The organism is Paenibacillus solisilvae, assembly GCF_042656405.1.
Classification (GTDB): Bacteria; Bacillota; Bacilli; order Paenibacillales; family Paenibacillaceae; genus Paenibacillus_Z; species Paenibacillus_Z solisilvae.
In genome coordinates, this window is record NZ_JBHSOW010000043.1 from 13,498 (window position 1) to 31,108 (window position 17,611).

Here is a 17,611-nt window from a genome sequence, read left to right on the forward strand (position 1 = left end):
CTATGAGTAAAGCAGCTAACAAAATGGCAATAAGCCTGCTCGCCGCCTGTTTTTGGCTGGGATGCTTGTCTCCATCCGTTTACGCCGATGTGCCTTATAAAACATTTACGGAAGATCATCACCGTGAATTTGTACGAACGCAGGATGCGTATACGCCTGTCGGATCGATAGAACAAATTGGGAATACGGCGTTTAGTTCACCATCCGATCTCTACGTCGATGAAAGCGACCGGCTGTATATTGCGGATACGGGCAATAAGCGGATTGTTGTGCTGCAGCCGGGCGGCAGCCTGCTTCGCATCATCGGTCAAGACCAATTAAGCGAACCGACTGGGGTTTTTGTCGATAAGAATGGCTCGATTTATGTTGCGGACAGCGGTTCAAAGCTTGTGTATCAATACGATGAACAAGGCAAGCTCTTGAAGAAATTCGGCCGTCCGGATTCGCCGCTGTTCGGGAAAAACGCTCCGTTCAAGCCGGTTAAAGTGACAGTGGACAAACGGGGAAATCTGTATATCGTCAGTGAAGGAACAACTAACGGTGTCGTTCAGCTAAGTCCGTATGGTGATTTTCTTGGCTATTTCGGCAGCAATGATTCGGAAGCCAACCTCAAAATCATGCTGCAGCACATGTTCTTTACGAAGGAACAGCGAGCGAAGCTATTCAAGAATACGCCGCCCTCGCCGACCAACCTGTCCATTGATAAAAAGGGTCTCATCTATACCGTCACCCAAGGGGCAGAGGGAAGATCGATCAAGAAGTTTAATATTTCAGGCTACAATTTGCTCCCTGAAAATATGATGTTCGATCCGATCTATTCCGATTTGTTCATCGCGGCAAGCGGCAATATTTATGCAGTCAGCCAGATGGGGATTGTGTTCGAATTCGATACGGAGGGACATCTGCTGTTCTCCTTCGGCGCTCCCGATGATGGCAAATCGAGAATCGGCTTGTTCTTGAATGCGGCCGGCATCGCTGTCGATTCCAACGAGCAGGTCTATGTCGTCGACAAAGAGCGGAACAACATTCAAATATTCGCTCCTACGGAGTTTACTTTGCAGGTGCATCACGCATTGGAGCTGTACAAAGAAGGTTTCTATGTCAAAAGCCAAGGCCCTTGGAATGAGGTGCTTAAGCGGAATAGCCTGTTCGATCTGGCGCATAAAGGACTGGCGGATGCTTATTATAAGCAGCAATTGTATGAGCAAGCGGAAGAGGAATATGTGATCGCGGGCGATAAAGAGGGATATTCCAACTCCTTCTGGGAAATCCGCAACCTCTGGCTGCAGAACCATTTGCTCGATGTCTTTTCTATTATCGTCATTGTCTACGTGCTGTGGCGGCTATTGAAGCTGCTGCATCGAAAGACCGGCGCTTTCCGGGCGATCATTCGATGGAAGTCGTTCATTACGAATATATCGATAATGAAGCAGCTTACATTCTTGTTCTGTTTCATTAAACGACCGATCGAAGGCTTTTATGGCATTAAAGACGAGAATAAGGTCTCTGCCCTCGCTGCTGTGATTTTGTATCTTTTGTTCTTTGCTGAATATTTGTTTTCGCTCTTTTATACCGGTTTTATTTTTAATAATTTGGATTTTTCCGATTTGCAGCTTTCCAGAGAAGTCGCGATCGTATTCGTTCCGATTGCGCTGTGGATCGTCTCCAACTATTTGGTCAGCACGATCAGCGACGGGGAAGGTAAGTTTCTGCATGTCTTCAAAGCGACGATCTACTCGCTGATGCCTTATTTGATCTTTAAGCCGATCATCGTCATCGCTTCCAACGCGCTTACCATTAATGATGCTTTTCTGTTCAGCTTTGCCAATACAATCATCATGGCTTGGTGCGCGGTGCTGCTGTTCATGATGGTGAAAGAAATACATGATTATACGGTTGGCGGCACAATCATCAATATTTTGATAACCATTTTCGGCATGATTATTATGGGTCTTGTCCTCTTCATTATCTATGTCTTGTTAGATCAAGTGTACGACTTCGTTTACTCTGTCATCAAGGAGGCTGCCGTCCGTGCGGAATATAAATAGAATCAAAGTTATCGGCATCTTAAGCGTCCTGCTCGCCGTATCTATCCTAGCAATTTCCGTGTGGAGCGGCAGAGGGAATGACTCGACTCCGAACAGTCCCGAAGCCGCGGTCGATCATGCAGATACGAAGCAGGAGAACGCCGCCCAGGATACCGCAGCTTCTGTACAGGCCGGCCCTTTGTCGGAAGAATACGTTAAAGTTGCGGAGAATGACCGCCTGATCCTCTATTTGAAAGAAGCTAATCTCGCCATTCGGCTCATAGAGAAGCAATCGGGCTATGTGTGGAATTCAGTCATTGAAGATAAAGATTCACAAGACAATGAGGCTTGGAAAAACTTCATGGCGTCGGGCTTGTCCATCGATTATTTCAAGAAAGATATTCCGGAACCGAGCCAAACGGATCTGCTAAGTGAAACGAACAAGACGATTGCCGTTACGAAGACGAAGGACGGATTCTCCGCGAAAATCGATTTTAACGATTTGAAAATCGGTTTAGAGCTGGACGTGAAGCTGGGTGACGGCGAACTGCTCGTTAACATTCCGAATAAAAGCATTCGGGAAACGCCGGACTTTGAACTTGCCTCCGTATACGCGTACCCTTTCCTCGGCGCAACGAAACGGGGTGAAATTCCAGGCTATATGTTCGTTCCCGACGGGTCTGGGGCGCTTATTAATCTGAACGATAATAAGGGAAAGTTCAAACTGCCCTTTGAAGCCGAAATATACGGCGCAAACGACGGAATTGACGCGGTTCACCGGGACCTATTGAGAAATCAACCTTATTCGGTTCAATTTCCGGTATTCGGAATCGTCCATGGAGTCCGGGAGCACGGCATGTTCGGTGTCGTGGAGAACGGTCAATTCAATGCGAAAATTGTTGCTTACCCGAACGGCGTAAACACGCAATATAACTGGGTTACGGCGCAATATTCGGCCCGGGAATCCTATCTGCAGCCGACCAGCCGGGCAATGGGCGGCATTATCGTTCACGAGAAAGACCGGAACCCGGAAGATATTCAAACCCGCTATTTTTTCCTGAATGGCAAAGAAGCCGATTATATCGGCATGGCCAAAACCTATCAGAATTACTTGCAAAAACGAGGCGATCTCGTTCGTCAAACCGGGCTGAACAGCCGCATTCCAATCCAGCTGGACATTCTCGGCGCGGAATCGAAGAATGGATTGTTTTTCAAACAAATGGTCGAGATGACGACGGTGGAGCAATTAAAGGCCATTGTGGCGGATATGAAGTCAAACGGAATCGGCAATCCGACCATTGTCTATAAGGGGTGGAATAAAGGGGGATTATCGGGGACGAGTCCGTCGGATGTGAAAATTGAGAAGAAGCTCGGTTCCGCCGCCGCTTTTAAACAACTTATCGCGGAATTCAAGCAGCAAGGTACTCCTTTGTACTTCTATGACGACTTTACGACAGCTTATGGGGATGCCTCGCGATTCTCTGCCCGTACCGAAGCAGCGAAGAAAGTCGACAAAACCGTGTTGGAAATTCCTACGTTCAAAGATGTCTATGAGAGCTATTATTATATGTCCGCAGACAAATCCGCCAGCATCGTGGATCAGAATATTAGCAAATATGCGAAACAAGGAATCGGAAACCTTGCAGTCGGCAATACGGGGAGCATCCTTTTCTCTGAGTGGGATGACAGCAGGATCAAGTTCCGGGTGAACACGGCCAACTCCTATATGGATATGATGCGGCGCCTATCTGAACAAACGGACTCCGTCGTCCTTTATTCACCGAATGATTACATGCTGAAATATGCGGATAAAGTTCTGGATGTGCCGATGCATTCATCCCAGTACATTTATACGAGCGAAACCGTTCCTTTTGTGCAAATGCTGCTTAAAGGCTATAAAGATTATTTCGCGCCGTACACCAACTTTTTGGCCAATTCAAAGGATGAGCTGCTGCGAATGATCGAGTATGGAGCCTATCCGTCATACTACCTGACCTACGAATCCTCTTATAAGCTGAAGTTTACAAATTCCGATGATGTATATACTTCCGCTTATCAAGATTGGAAAGAAGAGATGGCAGCTTCCTATCAAACGTTGGATGAGGTGCTGAGTTCGGTTCGGAATGCAACGATCGAAGACAGGATTGTTCCGGCTAAGGGCATCGTCAAAATAATGTATTCAAACGGCAAGGAAATTATCGTCAATTATACGGGTTCCGATTACAGCGATGATGAAGGTTCCGTTCCTGCCAAAGGGTTTAAAGTAATCGAGGTGAAACGGTAATGATCAAGCTCAAGATGACGAATCGCAGAAGGAAATCATTAACCGGGCTGTCGTTTGTATCCTTATGGATTGTCGGCTTTGGCATCTTCACCTGCTGGCCGATGATTTACTCTCTCTATTTAAGCTTTCAAAAGGTGAAAATTACACCGCTCGGCATCAAGACAACCTATGTCAGCATGCAAAACTACAAAAATGCGTTTTTGTCTGATCCGGTGTTTGTAGAAAAACTGTTTGCCTACTTGAAAACGATGGTTCTCAACGTACCGATCATCGTCGTCTTCTCCATGATCATCGCTTTGCTGATCAATCAGAACATCAAGTTTAAAGGCCTATTCCGGACAATCTTCTTCCTGCCGGTCGTCATTACAAGCGGGCCGGTCATCAACGAGCTGCTCTCCCAGGGAGCGACGACCATTCCGGGCATTGAGAAATACGGCGTCATTTCATTGATCGAGAATATGCTTAGTCCGGCGTTCGCGGAACCGGTCACGTATTTGTTCAAACAGATCATTATGGTTCTTTGGTTCTCGGGGGTGCAAATTCTGATCTTCCTTGCAGGCTTGCAAAAGGTCGATACGTCCTTGTACGAAGCAGCCCGCATCGACGGCGCATCGCCCTGGGAATCGTTCTGGAAAGTAACCCTGCCGGTCATGATGCCGCTCGTTCTCGTCAATGTCATTTACTCGATTGTTTATATCTCCACTTTCGCGCTCAATGAAATCATTGTGTTGATCAAAGAGAATATGTTCAGCACCCTGACCGGCTTCGGTTATGCGAATGCGGTCGCTTGGATCTACTTTGTGATCATTTTCATCATGCTGGCGATCTGGGTAGGCTTGCTCAACCTGAGAAGAGGTTCAGGAGGGAGGTAGTTACCAATGGAAAAACAAGCAGGGCAGGATCAAATGGTTTGGAAGAAATGGAAAGGGAAGCTATGGCTTCAGCTGATCGGCGGAAAAATCCGCAAATTTCTGCTTGGCATGGGCGAGAACGACGGGTTCGTATTCAAGCTCGTCATCTACTTGCTGCTGATCGGAATCGGATTCATCTATCTCTATCCGGTGCTGTTTATGCTCGTTAACAGCTTCATGAGCTTGGATGACCTCGTAAACTCGATGGTGAAATGGATCCCGACCTCCATCTATACCGAAAACTACGAGAAGGCGATCCGTGTGCTGGATTACCGCAGCACATTGATGAAGACCGTTCTCGCGGCCGGAACTCCGGCATTGCTGCAAACCGTTTCCTGCGCGATCGTCGGCTACGGGTTTGCCCGGTTCGATTTTCCATGCAAGAAGATTCTGTTTGTGCTCATGCTGGCGACGTTCGTCATTCCGCCGCAGATTACGATGATGCCGACTTACTTGTTATTCAAGCATTATAATTTGATCGGCTCTCTGCAAACCTTCATTTATCCGGCGATTGTAGGTCAAGGGTTGAAAAGTACGCTGTTTATTCTGATTTATTATCAATTTTTCCGTAAAATGCCGGTTGCGCTTGAGGAAGCTGCTGAATTGGATGGCGCAGGCTCCTTAAAAATCTTTTACCGGCTGGCCATTCCGATGGCCGGTCCGGCGATCATTATCGTATTCCTGTTTTCCTTCGTCTGGTATTGGAATGAAACGTATTTAGCCGGTATGTATTTTGGCAATTCGCTTACGATACTGCCGCTTGAGCTGCAGCAGTTTGCGGACAGCTACAGCAGGATGTTCCCGCCTGGCAGCCCGGGCAGCCAAATTAATGAGGCGATTAAGCTGGCGGGAACGCTGCTTACGATAGGGCCATTGCTCGTCGTCTATTTCTTGCTGCAGCGATGGTTTGTCGAAGGAATTGACCGCTCCGGTATTACCGGCGAATAGAGGGAGCAACTTGTGCATAGAGAGAGCAACTGATGAATACAGGCCGCTGCGCGTGCGGATCATTGTTCCGATCGCTGTTGTCCCCCGGATTTCTTGAATTTATACCGCTTAGCGGTTGAATTCCAGGGGACAAAGGCGAACGCTGACGCTTCTCCACAATGATTCCGCCCTGCTCTTCGGCTCTATATTCACGGCGTGTTTTGAAGCAAGGTTCCGCTCGCTTTGCTCCTTGCTCGCGGTAACTATTAAAAAAAAGATGAGGTGTGCTAGGAAGATGACACGACAAGAACAATATAACAATATCCAAGTAGCGGACAACGGATGGAAGCTCGTTTGGAACGAAGAATTCGACGGCCCGGAAATCGATCTGTCGAGATGGGACTATGATATCGACGGTCACGGCTGGGGGAATAACGAGCTTCAGTACTACACGAGGGATAAGAAAAACGCGTATATCGAAGACTCGAAGCTGATTATTAAAGCGATTAAAGAAGAGTTCGAGGGAAGCCCGTATACGTCGGCCAAGCTGGTTACACGGAACAAAGTGGACTGGACGTACGGCCGGTTTGAGATCCGCGCGAAGCTGCCGCAAGGTCAAGGGATTTGGCCTGCCTTCTGGATGATGTCGACGGATCTGGAAGTGCACGGCGACTGGCCGAGCTCGGGCGAAATCGACATTATGGAGATGTGCGGCCATGAGCCGAATAAAGTGCACGGCACACTCCATATGGGCAATCCGCATCATTACAAAGGCGATTGCTATATTCTTGGATCCGGCGTATTCGCTGACGATTTCCATAATTTCAAGCTGGATTGGACGCCGACGCAAATGCGCTGGTATATAGACGGCGAGCTCTACTATAAGAGCAGTGAATGGTATACGCGCGAGAGTGGAGCATCGGGCAATCGGCCGTATCCCGCTCCTTTCAATAAGCCCTTCTATTTGATGCTCAATCTGGCGGTCGGCGGCAATTGGCCGGGCTATCCAGACGAGACAACTGTATTTCCGCAGACATTGGAAGTCGATTATATACGGGTTTATCAGCCGGAAGACGGTCAATATGGGGCAGCAGAATAGCTCGAAAGATTGCGAAGGCAGCTTACACGAAGAAGAGGGGGCCGCAACCATGACGGAGCAAATCCAGGCGTTCACGAGGATACGAACTACATTTTCATTGCAGCAGGCTGACGGGGTTCATATTCCGTTTCAAAACGGTATTCCCGTTCCGTCCTTTGATTGCCAGGACCGATTAAAGCTGGATTTGGGCGGAGCTTGGCGCAAGCAGCGGTTTAAGGCGGATCATGACTTCTCTTTATCGGAGCGTGACGAGCATTGGTTCGTGCAGGCGGTGGCGGAAGCAGAAGGACGTACTGAAATCGGATTCGACGATTCCGGATGGGAGACGATACAGCTGCCTTTTCCGGAGAATCAGATTCAAGGCAAAGAGGCGGCTGGTTCTTCAGAAACGTATGAAGATGGTGTCTGGTATCGCCGTCATTTTGAACTCGGAATGGAATGGTCCGGCAAAGCCGTCACACTGCATGCGCTATCGATCAGCTATGTCGCAGATGTATGGATCAACGGGAAGTGGATCGGCTATCACGAAGGAGGTTTTACGCCATTTGCATTGGATCTTACGCCGCATATTCGCATCGATGATTCAAACACGATCGCGATTCGTGTAGATAACCCGCCATGGGGCAGCCGGAATGACATCATTCCGGCAGCGGCTGGAACGGACTTTTTTAACTATACGGGCATCATTCATGATCTATACATAAGCGGCAGCGCACCTTGTCATCTGTCACGTGTCGACATTGTGCCTGTGGATTTGAGGGGCAACCTTCGTGTGACGGCGATTGTTGAGAACCGCTCCGGTTCAGCTGTTCAGGCGGGGCTTCACGGATCGATATACGAGGCGGATCAAAATTCCGACGCTTTTCTCGGTTCGCCTTATGCTTCCCAAATCAAGGGGGAGCAGGCGTCATGGAATGGAGAATTGTCCGCAGAGCTCACACTTGGGGCGGGTGAGACAAAAGCTGCCGTTTTCAACATTTGCGTCGAAAATCCCCATCTTTGGGCATTTTGGCAGCCGAATTTGTACGTTGCGGAATTCTCGCTTCATGCTGGCGGAGAAGGCGCGAGCGACACCTTTCATACCCAATTCGGTATTCGTACGATCGAGACGGAAGGAACGAATCTACTGCTTAACGGCCGTCCTATATTTCTCGCCGGTATTGCGCGTCATGAAGAATGGCCGGATTCAGGCCGGACTGCCTCTTGGGACAAAATTCGCGATGATTTGCTGCAAATGCGGGATGACCTGCATGTGAATTATGTACGGACGGCGCATTATCCGAACCATGTGTTCACCGCTGTGCTGCTCGACCGGCTTGGCCTTGCTGCAGCCAGCGAAATTCCGTTATGGCAGTTTGTGCGGGAGCAATTTGAAGTTCAAGAAGAGAAGCGGCTGAGCGATCAGATGTGGCGGGAAATGATTTTCTCCCAATATAATCGTCCTTCCGTGCTTATGTGGAGCACGCAGAACGAGTCGGTCGAAGTAGAGCTGCGGACCGTATATAACAAGCGGCTTGTGGAAGACTTGAAGACCCGTTAGCCTGACGGGCGTTTGACGACGCAAAGCGCGGCGGCGGATCAACCGGGCGCGCATGACCCCTCGATGGAACCGCTGGATGTAGCGAGCTGGACCATGTACTTCGGCATTTTTCACGGAAGCACCTATTACGAGGGAACTCGTCAGTTTTTGGAGAATGCCCATAGGCTTTGGCCGGATAAACCGATCGTGAACACGGAATTCGGGCACTGGTCCGGTGAGAATGAGGTAGAATCCGAGGCTCAGGTGATGACGTACACAGAAACGTTGAAGTCCTTAATGGAGCGGGCCGTCATTCATGCAGACGGAAGTTACAATGAACATGGATTTTTAGCCGGCATCGATTACTGGATTATGTACGATTGGTACGTGAACCACAACAATTGGATCGATACGTTCGGCATTTATCACATGGACCGCAAAACGATCAAGCCTGTAGGCGAAATGATTCGTGAAGATTATCGGAAATTCACTGCTTACGAAGGTGGATTCGTCAAGAAGCCGAACATCTGAATGAACATCCGGGCGGCAGCATGCAGCTTTAGTTCCAGGATACATGACTTTGGTATCAAAATAGATGATATGGAGGGTATGGAAATGAAGCACAGCAAGTCGATGGCATTATTGCTGGTTATGGCCTTATTCATTACGGTGTTTACAGGGTGTTCGAACAATGCGGCGAATGATCCGGGCAGTGAAGCAGCGAATACGCCGCCTGATACCGGAGCGAATGCCAATGGGAATGCGAAAGGCGAGCAGGATGCGGACAAGCCGGAAGAGAAGCCTTCATGGCAAAATGAAAAAATCACGTTGAAGTTCGCCGGGTATGAAGATGCAAAAATAATGGACGGTATGATAAAGGGCTTTATGGAGAAATACCCGAACATTACAGTCGTGAGGGATGAGAAAATAAACTGGCCGTGGAATGAGTCTTTAGCGACTGCAGCGAGCGCAAACGATATGCCGGATGTATTTTGGCTCGATACCGTGAGTGTCGGCGTAGAGAATGATTGGCTGCTCGACTTATCGCCATATTGGAATGATGACCCGGAGACGGAGGCGGTGTATCCGAATATTGCGGCGCAAGCCAAGTATAACGGGAAAAGATTCGCTGCCGCAGGATGGCAGGTTCTTTACGGCGTATACCTGAACAAGACATTGTTTGAGAAAAATAACGTCGCACTTCCTTCATATGACTGGACGATTGATGAGATGTTAGAGCTGGCGAAGAAGCTGTCTAATCCGGATAAGCATTACTATGGAATCAGCGGGGCCGGTTATGATCTTCATTTTGAAGAGTATTGGCCGATGGCAAACGACCCTTCGCTAGGTTACAACACGTTTGATGGGGAGAAGTTCCATTTTACGAATCAAGAATGGATCGATGCCTTTAACAAAAAGCTTGAGCTCCAAAGGGTAAAAACGGAAGATGCAATGACCCCCGAGGAAAGAGGAAAAGAATTCGGAAATAAGGATGCATGGGCTTTCCAGGAAGGCCATGTAGCTATGGCGACCGAAGGCTCGTGGACGATCAGCTGGCTGCCGGCGGAAATGAAAAAAACCGGTGCCGGGGATCTTGACTTCTACCCATATCCTGCTGGTAAAACAGGTCAAAAAATGCCGGCTTTGCTTGACTATATCGGCGTATCCTCCACAACCAAGCATCCGGAAGCGGCGTATGCGCTGATGAAATGGATGTCGTGGGGCAGAGATGGTTGGCTGAAGCGTCTGGAACTATACGGTCAAAATAACAATGACTTCGTGCAATTCCCGATTGCAGACTATCCGGAAGTGTGGGAGAAGATTGAACCGCTGCTGCGTCTGCCGGGACAGAAAGCAGTCATGAAGCTTTTGAAAGACGCGGTGCCGAGCTATAACAAGACGCTGTTGGGTTTGGCGGAATATGAGAAGTGGTTCGCAGATAATAAATTCCCTGAGAAGTTCAAAGCGGGTGAATTCACGCCGGCCGACAAGGCCAAGGAACTCGAAGATAAAGCGAACGAATTCATAGCCAAAGCTAAAGCAGAATTAAGCCAATAACGACAAGAATGAGTGCGTAGGGCGCTGCACCAATCTATTAGACGAATTCAGCAGCAGGAGGAGAATGCTCTTATGAACTATCAAGTATTCAGTATGAATGAATGGATTTACCCGGATAGCGTTGTAAAGGAGAGCGGAGTGAGGCGCATCGAGTTATCGGCTGCAAGAGGAAGCTATGCTGCTTGTCAGATCCTATTCAATTCCATCGCACCGGAATCGCAGATTGTATGTGAATATAAGAATGAGTCGACGAATAGCGGCTTGCGAGGTCCAGAAATCTATCAATTAATCGATATTTTCGTAGAAAAAAATACAGGGCCTATTAACCATTGCGCAGGTGATGGTGAATCGGCGGAAGGCTATACGACGCGGCTTGCGCCGTTCCGCGTATATGAAGCGCTGAAACCGCTGAGCGCTGACGTTGTAACCCGTGCTGCAACGGAAGCCATATATGTATGCTGGGAAATTCCTGCGGATACTGCCCCTGGCAAGTTTACCGGTGAATTACACGTAACGATGGGCGAAGAGACGTGCCGCATTCCGGTTGAAATCGAGGTGTTCCAAGCGGTTGTTCCTGAGCAAGAAACGCTTGCGGTCACCAACTGGTTCAGTCTTCCGAATATGGCGAAGCGGTATAACGTGGAGCTGTGGTCCGAAGAGCACTGGGGGATGATTCTAAAGTACGGCAAGCTGATGCGCAGAGCGCGGCAAACCCACTTCTGGGTGCCCATGGACGCGGTGGTTATACAGGAAATCAGCGAAGGCATGTACCAGTTTAATTTTGAAAGAGCTGAGCGTCTCATCAAGCTTTATCTGGAGCTCGGATTCACCCATATTGAAGGCGGATTGGTGGCAGGACGGAAAGATTTCTGGGGTTCGGAATTTTTCATTTGGAATACCTGGAATAACGGGGAAGCTCTCAAAGCGCTTTCTACGGAAGGATATGCCTATCTTTCGCAATACCTGCCGGCTTGGAGAACGTTTCTTGAGCAAAACGGCTGGCTGAACATCCTCGTGCAGCACGTTGCCGACGAACCGATTGGACAAAGCGTGGAGGAGTACCGCATATTGTCAGGCATCGTCCGAAAGTTTATGCCCGGCGTGCCTCTGCTTGAAGCGGTCGAAACCTATGATTTGGCGGGTTCGGTTGATATATTGGTTCCCAAAAACGTCTATTATTTGGAACACCGCGAACAATTTGAGAAATTAAGATCGCTTGGTGACAAGCTGTGGTTCTATACATGCTGCTTCCCGGGCGGATATTCGATGAACAGGTTATGGGATATGCCACTGCTGCGAACCCGATATTTGCATTGGGGCAACTACAAATACGATCTTGAAGGATTTCTGCATTGGGGTCTCAATCATTGCGACGATGATAAAGACCCGTTCGAGCAAACCGATCTCTTCTTCCCGCCGGGGGATACCCATATCACCTTCCCAGGGCCGGACGGTCCGTGGGGCAGCATGCGCCTGGAATCGATGAGAGCCGGAATCGAAGATTATGAGCTGCTGAAGCTTCTGGCGAAGAAGGACAAGGCTTTGGCCGATGAGCTCACAGATTCCTGCTTGATCAGCTTTAACAAGGCGAATGAAGATCCGGTCCATTTTGAACACGTACACCGCAAGCTGCTTCAAGCCGTATCCGAGCTTGTGATTGCCTAATCTTAATGTATCGCCTTATAGGAGGTTTTAAACATGACTCAAAATGCGAATTTCAAAACGAGATGCATCCATTCGCTTGTGAAAGTATTTGCCGATGAAGAACTTCTGGAGGACGCTTATCAGCAAGGGTCCGCGCTTATCGGCGAATACTATTCTTTTCAGGTCGCTTATCGTTCACCATTGCCGATGAAACAGATCCGTGCAGCCGTCGAGTCTGATTTGGCTGATACTGTTACAATCCGAAGCGTAGGCTTGGTGCCTTCCGAGCTGACGAATTACAACGATCCTGACGATTATTTGCTTCGAACGACGCCGGGCTTATATCCGGACCCGCTGTATCCGCTTGAAGCAGGTACGGTTCGGACGCTTCCGAATCAATGGCGGTCGATATGGATTACTGTGGATCTCACTGGCAATATCGAACCAGGCGTCCATTTGATCGATATTCGGTTCATGGATGAAGCCGGCGGGCAGTTAGGCTCGGAATCCTTCGAATTAGAAGTGGTTGCGGCTGCGCTTCCTGAACAGCAGCTTGTTCATACGGAATGGTTTTACCTGGATTGCCTTGCTTCCTGGTACAAGGTGGAGGTATTCTCGGAAGCCCACTGGACCCTCATCGAAACGTATGTCGCCCATTATGTCGAATATGGCATGAATATGATTCTAACGCCTTTGTTCTCTCCTCCGCTCGAATTGGATGTTGGGAAAGAACGTCCGACGGTGCAGTTTATTGGGGTTAAACGATCCGGCAGCCGCTATGTGTTTGATTTCTCACTTCTTGAGAGATGGGTTGAACTGTGCCTGAGGAAGGGAATTCAATACTTTGAATTTTCCCATTTGTTCACGCAGTGGGGGGCGAAGCATGCTCCGAAAATTATCGCCGAGGCGGACGGCAAGGAAGAGAAAATTTTTGGCTGGGATACCGATGCCGCCGGAGAAGAGTATCGTCATTTTCTCACGCAGTTTATTCCGGAGCTGCTTCAATTTATCTCTTCGCATCAGCTAGAGAAACGTTGTTATTTTCATCTGTCAGACGAACCCACTTTGCACGACCTGGAGTCGTATACGAGCGCAAGCACCCTTGTTCGAATGCTGTTAAACGACGCTTTCCCGATTATTGACGCGTTGTCGGAATATGAATTCTATGCAACGGGTCTGCTGACGCATCCAGTCGTTTCTACGGAACATATTCATACGTATATTGCCAACAACGCCGAACATTTGTGGGCTTATTATTGCTGCTGCGAATACAAGCATTACGAATCAAACCGCTTCTTCAACATGCCTTCGGCGCGAAATCGCATTATCGGCGCTCAATTGTACAAATACGATATTCAAGGCTTCCTGCATTGGGGCTACAATCACTGGTATTCGCAGCGGTCGCGGAAAGAAATCGATCCTTATCAAGTGACGGACGCCGATCACAGCTTCCCTTCAGGAGACGCTTTCCTGGTGTATCCGGGCAAGGAAGGTCCGATCAGCTCCATTCGTCTGGCCGTACTGCGCGAAGCGATGCAGGATGTAAGAGCGCTCCAGTTACTGGAAAGCTTGATGGGCAAGCAGGAAACGCTAGCGCTGTTGGAAGCAGGGATGGATCAGCCGATTACGTTCAGGCAGTACGAGAAGGGAAGCACCTGGATTCTTGAAATGCGGGAACGTATCAACCGGCAGATTAAAGAACGAGTGCAGCGTGAAGCTCCATGCTAAAGACATCGGAATGGCAGGAGACGATGCTCTATCACGCCGTGCAGCCATGCGGTCCGCTGCCTACCGTCTGCGATGAAGAAGGCATTTATCCGTACGAGAGCTTCTGCGAAACGGCAAAGCGGCCGAATCTCAGAAACTTTCGGATGATCGCAATTGAGAACGAGTGGCTCAAGGCCACAGTCTGTCCGGATCTCGGAGGCAAAGTTCATTCGATTCTTGATAAAGCAAGCGGCAGGGAAATTCTATTCCATTCGGGTTCGGTGCGCCCTGTACGCATATTGCCCCGAATGGCTTTTATCAGCGGCGGAATTGAAGTCAGCTTTCCGATTGCGCATACACCAGTCCAAATAGAGTCCGTACATGCTCTTACTTCGCAAGTCGAAGATCGTCTCTATATCTGGTGCGGAGAGCGGGAGGTCCGCTACGGAATGCATTGGACGGTTGAGTATTCCCTTGGGCATGATGACCGGTATTTGACGCAAAGAACGACCTTCGTCAACCCCACCTCAGAGGCTCATGCATGGATGTCCTGGTCCAATGCGGCACTCCCGGCGCGCCCGGATTCAGAGTTTCATTTTCCGGCGGGTCATGTACTCAGGCATGCGGATGTTCTCGAAGAAATCGATTGGGAGGACCGCGATTATCGGCTGTCGGAATTCGACCGGATGCAGGGATTTTTCTGGAAGTCAGCCGATTGCAATGCTTTTGGCATGTTCACGCCAAGCCTTGGCAGCGGCCTATACCATATCGCGGATCAGGCAGAAACCCCTGGAATTAAGCTGTGGTTATACGGTATCGGGGAGCATGAAAAGTGGGCGCATCTGACGGCTGCTCAAAAGGAGAGCTACGTGGAAATTCAGGCGGGGCCTTTGCTTGAGCAGGCGGATAATAAGAAGCTGCAGCCCGGAGCACGCCACGTGCATACGGAGTTTTGGCTGCCTAGCACAGAGCCGCTGAACATTCGGGAGCTGGGGCTTCCTAACCCGCAATTGGTGGATATCGAACTCATCCCAATGTTTGATTGGGTGCCGCGAAGCAATAGCGCATCTTGGATCCAGCTGGTTGATGCATTTCAACGAGGGACGTTAGATCGGGTTCCGATTCCGCCGGATGCCGAAGACTGCTGCTGGCCGCCATCAGGCATCGAATTATTGGGAGAGGCGCTGCAATGGGCGGCGGAGCAGCATGGGGACAAGAACAAACCGCTGTGGTCCTACTATCTGGGGGTTTGGCTGGCGGGGAAAGGCCGATTTGACGAGTCAATCCCTATTTTACAGACAGCGGGCTTGGATGGCAGTTATGCGCTGCTGGGAAGATTGCTGCGTGTGATCAAACAGGACTTTGAGGCATCAAGGGAAGCCTTCAACAGGATCTCGTCGACGGCGTGGAGCCTTCATCCCCAAGTGTTTATTGAGCGAGATATCACCTTAGCGCATTATGGATCCGCTGCTTATGACGAGCGGGAGCAGTGGTTTGAACGTGTGGAATCACTTCAAGAGGATGGGCTTGTTGAACGGAAAGCCAGCTTCTTGTTTGACAAAGGAGCCATTCATGAAGCCAAAACAATATTGGATCATCATCACTTCGAGAATGTGCATCAGAGATATGAACGCTCCCGTTTGTGGAATCAAATCACGGAGTCGCTTGACTGTGCGGAAGCTCCGATTCCCGGTCATTTGGGTGAGGATGATTTGGCGGCGTACGGCGCATACAGAGTATTGGCCAAGAAGAGCTGAGATGATGATTTATTTGAGAGGCTCGGAAGCCTGAGCTAAAATTCAGAATCTAGCATTTATCAGCCGAACAATTTTACATAAATTCACCTTTCTTGGCAAATACTTTATTAAGAAGCCAAAGGAAAGGAGTCATAAACTTGGGAGACGACCATATCAAACCTAACGGGTCGCAGCATGCCGAGAAACCTTCGAGCGATCCGAAAAAACAAGGAAGATCCGCCGCAAAGAAAAAATCAAAATAATAAACTAGTTGTATTTGTAAAGGTCATATTGCCGCTGCATATGGCCTTTTTCCTGCGAAATTTAACGTCAGAAATTTGATTGAATAGTTGGAATATGCTGCGGACAACCTTCACTTCGGATTTGTGCCCTTGAACCTGCCATGATGCTCAAAGCGATTGCGGTACCAAGACCGAATACTGCGAAATTAGAAGCCACCGCAGCAGCTGTTCCGCGGCTGGAACCGGATGCGTCCCGATTCAAATTATAGGGATTGATCGTTAATCCGCCCAAAGAGCTGTATCCTAATCTTCCATAAGATTTGCGTCAGCTAATCTGACATTTATTTACCTTCAAATTTCATCTTATTAGGGCTGTTTGCCCAAGATCAGTGATAAAGCCGCAAGCCACGATCTAGAAGATTATCTCCCAATAACCCTAAAAGATTAACGCAGCTTCGTTTTAAAGAAAACGGAATGAACCCCTCTAAATCCCCCTGAAATACAACCTTTTATATTCAAATGTATTTTGTATTTGCCGATGACTAGAAAGCATTAGTCCGATTAATGAAATACCTTAGAAGTCAATAACGAGGAAGAATTCTTCAAGAATTTAATGTGTTATATAAAATGACGCACATAGATTTATTTCTTATATTCTCGCAATTTCAAACAATTAATGTTAGATATATTGACATCAAATTTCATTGCATATATTATTGTATACAATCAGGTATGCAAGTGGTTGAAATACATAACAAAAGATAATGGAGGAATGCAATATGGCTACCGATATTCATCAAAATCATATTTTCGACACAGTTAAGCATAGAATCGTTCATTTAAACTATCGGCCTCATCAGAGATTAACGGAGATCAAGCTATCGCAAGAGTTCGGCTGCAGCCGAACCCCTGTCAGAGAGGCTCTTCGAAAGCTGGAGCAAGAGGGATGGGTAACGATGATCCCTCATCAAGGCTATTACATCAGAAGCTACACCTCGAAAGAGGTTGAGGATTTGTACGAGGTGCTCATTACCTTGGAGAAAATGGCGGTTCGGCTGGCGATTGAGCAGGGGAATGACGAAAAGCTTGCCGTACTGAACGAAGTTTGGGTGAATAAGCCGGTGAGCTGGGAAGAAACGATCGGCTTGCAGATGATAACGGACGATGAAGAATTCCATGAGCAAATTGCTCTTGCGAGCGGAAACGGGGAACTATTTTCCCATATTAAGAAAATTAATGAAAGAATTCACATTATCCGGCGAATCGATTATAACCAGAAGGATTGGGCAAGCAGCATCGTAACAGACCATGTGGAAATCATGAAGCAGATTATGGACAAGAACGTGGATCAAGCCGAAATGCTGATTGAGAAGCATATTCGTTCGAACAAAGAAAACATGAAACAAATCATCCAACTTTATTTCCAAGAAACGACGGCATTCGAATAGAAACGAAAG

13 protein-coding genes are annotated in these 17,611 nt (G+C 48.4%); 12 read left to right on the forward strand and 1 reads right to left on the reverse strand.

The features are described from left to right. Positions 1 to 2 precede the first annotated feature (2 nt). From ACFPYJ_RS12380 to ACFPYJ_RS12430, 11 genes are all read left to right on the forward strand, one after another. Positions 3 to 2,048, forward strand: a complete 2,046-nt coding sequence (locus ACFPYJ_RS12380) for a YIP1 family protein (protein ID WP_379188453.1) — start codon at positions 3 to 5, stop codon at positions 2,046 to 2,048. After that, complete coding sequence (locus tag ACFPYJ_RS12385) at positions 2,032 to 4,311, forward strand: DUF5696 domain-containing protein (RefSeq protein WP_379188454.1); 2,280 nt, start codon at positions 2,032 to 2,034, stop codon at positions 4,309 to 4,311. The genes ACFPYJ_RS12380 and ACFPYJ_RS12385 overlap by 17 nt, the downstream gene beginning before the upstream one ends. After that, positions 4,311 to 5,183 carry a carbohydrate ABC transporter permease gene (locus ACFPYJ_RS12390; protein ID WP_379188455.1) on the forward strand — a complete coding sequence of 291 codons (873 nt, stop codon included), beginning with the start codon at positions 4,311 to 4,313 and terminating at the stop codon, positions 5,181 to 5,183. The genes ACFPYJ_RS12385 and ACFPYJ_RS12390 overlap by 1 nt, the downstream gene beginning before the upstream one ends. Positions 5,184 to 5,189: 6 nt before the next feature. Beyond that, on the forward strand, positions 5,190 to 6,170 hold the full coding sequence (locus tag ACFPYJ_RS12395) for a carbohydrate ABC transporter permease (RefSeq protein WP_379188456.1): 981 nt from the start codon (positions 5,190 to 5,192) through the stop codon (positions 6,168 to 6,170). Between the two features lie 274 nt (positions 6,171 to 6,444). Further along, positions 6,445 to 7,248 (forward strand): glycoside hydrolase family 16 protein, encoded by an 804-nt coding sequence (locus tag ACFPYJ_RS12400; RefSeq protein ID WP_379188457.1) that lies wholly within the window; start codon positions 6,445 to 6,447, stop codon positions 7,246 to 7,248. Positions 7,249 to 7,297: 49 nt separating this feature from the next. Next, positions 7,298 to 8,788, forward strand: coding sequence for a glycoside hydrolase family 2 protein (locus ACFPYJ_RS12405; protein ID WP_379188458.1), 1,491 nt, complete (start codon positions 7,298 to 7,300; stop codon positions 8,786 to 8,788). A 12-nt stretch (positions 8,789 to 8,800) separates the two neighbouring features. Beyond that, a complete protein-coding gene (locus ACFPYJ_RS12410) occupies positions 8,801 to 9,298 on the forward strand; it encodes a hypothetical protein (protein ID WP_379188459.1) in 498 nt (165 codons plus the stop codon). Between the two features lie 84 nt (positions 9,299 to 9,382). Then, positions 9,383 to 10,825: an ABC transporter substrate-binding protein gene (locus ACFPYJ_RS12415; RefSeq protein WP_379188460.1), complete on the forward strand. Its 1,443-nt coding sequence runs from the start codon at positions 9,383 to 9,385 to the stop codon at positions 10,823 to 10,825. A 72-nt stretch (positions 10,826 to 10,897) separates the two neighbouring features. Continuing rightward, complete coding sequence (locus tag ACFPYJ_RS12420; RefSeq protein ID WP_379188461.1) at positions 10,898 to 12,490, forward strand: DUF4091 domain-containing protein; 1,593 nt, start codon at positions 10,898 to 10,900, stop codon at positions 12,488 to 12,490. A gap of 33 nt (positions 12,491 to 12,523) precedes the next feature. After that, positions 12,524 to 14,197, forward strand: a complete 1,674-nt coding sequence (locus ACFPYJ_RS12425; protein ID WP_379188462.1) for a DUF4091 domain-containing protein — start codon at positions 12,524 to 12,526, stop codon at positions 14,195 to 14,197. Beyond that, on the forward strand, positions 14,191 to 15,933 hold the full coding sequence (locus ACFPYJ_RS12430; RefSeq protein WP_379188464.1) for a DUF5107 domain-containing protein: 1,743 nt from the start codon (positions 14,191 to 14,193) through the stop codon (positions 15,931 to 15,933). The genes ACFPYJ_RS12425 and ACFPYJ_RS12430 overlap by 7 nt, the downstream gene beginning before the upstream one ends. A gap of 309 nt (positions 15,934 to 16,242) precedes the next feature. Here the strand turns inward: ACFPYJ_RS12430 and ACFPYJ_RS12435 are convergent, their stop codons facing one another. Further along, on the reverse strand, positions 16,243 to 16,446 hold the full coding sequence (locus tag ACFPYJ_RS12435; protein ID WP_379188466.1) for an amidase family protein: 204 nt from the start codon (positions 16,444 to 16,446) through the stop codon (positions 16,243 to 16,245). A gap of 487 nt (positions 16,447 to 16,933) precedes the next feature. On the opposite strand from ACFPYJ_RS12435, the gene ACFPYJ_RS12440 reads away from it, so the two are divergent. Then, the gene (locus tag ACFPYJ_RS12440; RefSeq protein ID WP_379188467.1) at positions 16,934 to 17,602 is read left to right on the forward strand and encodes a GntR family transcriptional regulator; all 669 of its coding nucleotides are present in this window, start codon (positions 16,934 to 16,936) and stop codon (positions 17,600 to 17,602) included. Positions 17,603 to 17,611 lie beyond the last annotated feature (9 nt).

What these genes read in the sequence shown, in the direction of transcription:
- ACFPYJ_RS12380 (WP_379188453.1), top strand. Translation starts at nt 3, where the DNA reads ATGAGTAAAGCAGCTAACAAAATGGCAATAAGCCTGCTCGCCGCCTGT.
- ACFPYJ_RS12390 (WP_379188455.1), top strand. Translation starts at nt 4,311, where the DNA reads ATGATCAAGCTCAAGATGACGAATCGCAGAAGGAAATCATTAACCGGG.
- ACFPYJ_RS12395 (WP_379188456.1), top strand. Translation starts at nt 5,190, where the DNA reads ATGGAAAAACAAGCAGGGCAGGATCAAATGGTTTGGAAGAAATGGAAA.
- ACFPYJ_RS12400 (WP_379188457.1), top strand. Translation starts at nt 6,445, where the DNA reads ATGACACGACAAGAACAATATAACAATATCCAAGTAGCGGACAACGGA.
- ACFPYJ_RS12405 (WP_379188458.1), top strand. Translation starts at nt 7,298, where the DNA reads ATGACGGAGCAAATCCAGGCGTTCACGAGGATACGAACTACATTTTCA.
- ACFPYJ_RS12415 (WP_379188460.1), top strand. Translation starts at nt 9,383, where the DNA reads ATGAAGCACAGCAAGTCGATGGCATTATTGCTGGTTATGGCCTTATTC.
- ACFPYJ_RS12420 (WP_379188461.1), top strand. Translation starts at nt 10,898, where the DNA reads ATGAACTATCAAGTATTCAGTATGAATGAATGGATTTACCCGGATAGC.
- ACFPYJ_RS12425 (WP_379188462.1), top strand. Translation starts at nt 12,524, where the DNA reads ATGACTCAAAATGCGAATTTCAAAACGAGATGCATCCATTCGCTTGTG.
- ACFPYJ_RS12430 (WP_379188464.1), top strand. Translation starts at nt 14,191, where the DNA reads ATGCTAAAGACATCGGAATGGCAGGAGACGATGCTCTATCACGCCGTG.
- ACFPYJ_RS12440 (WP_379188467.1), top strand. Translation starts at nt 16,934, where the DNA reads ATGGCTACCGATATTCATCAAAATCATATTTTCGACACAGTTAAGCAT.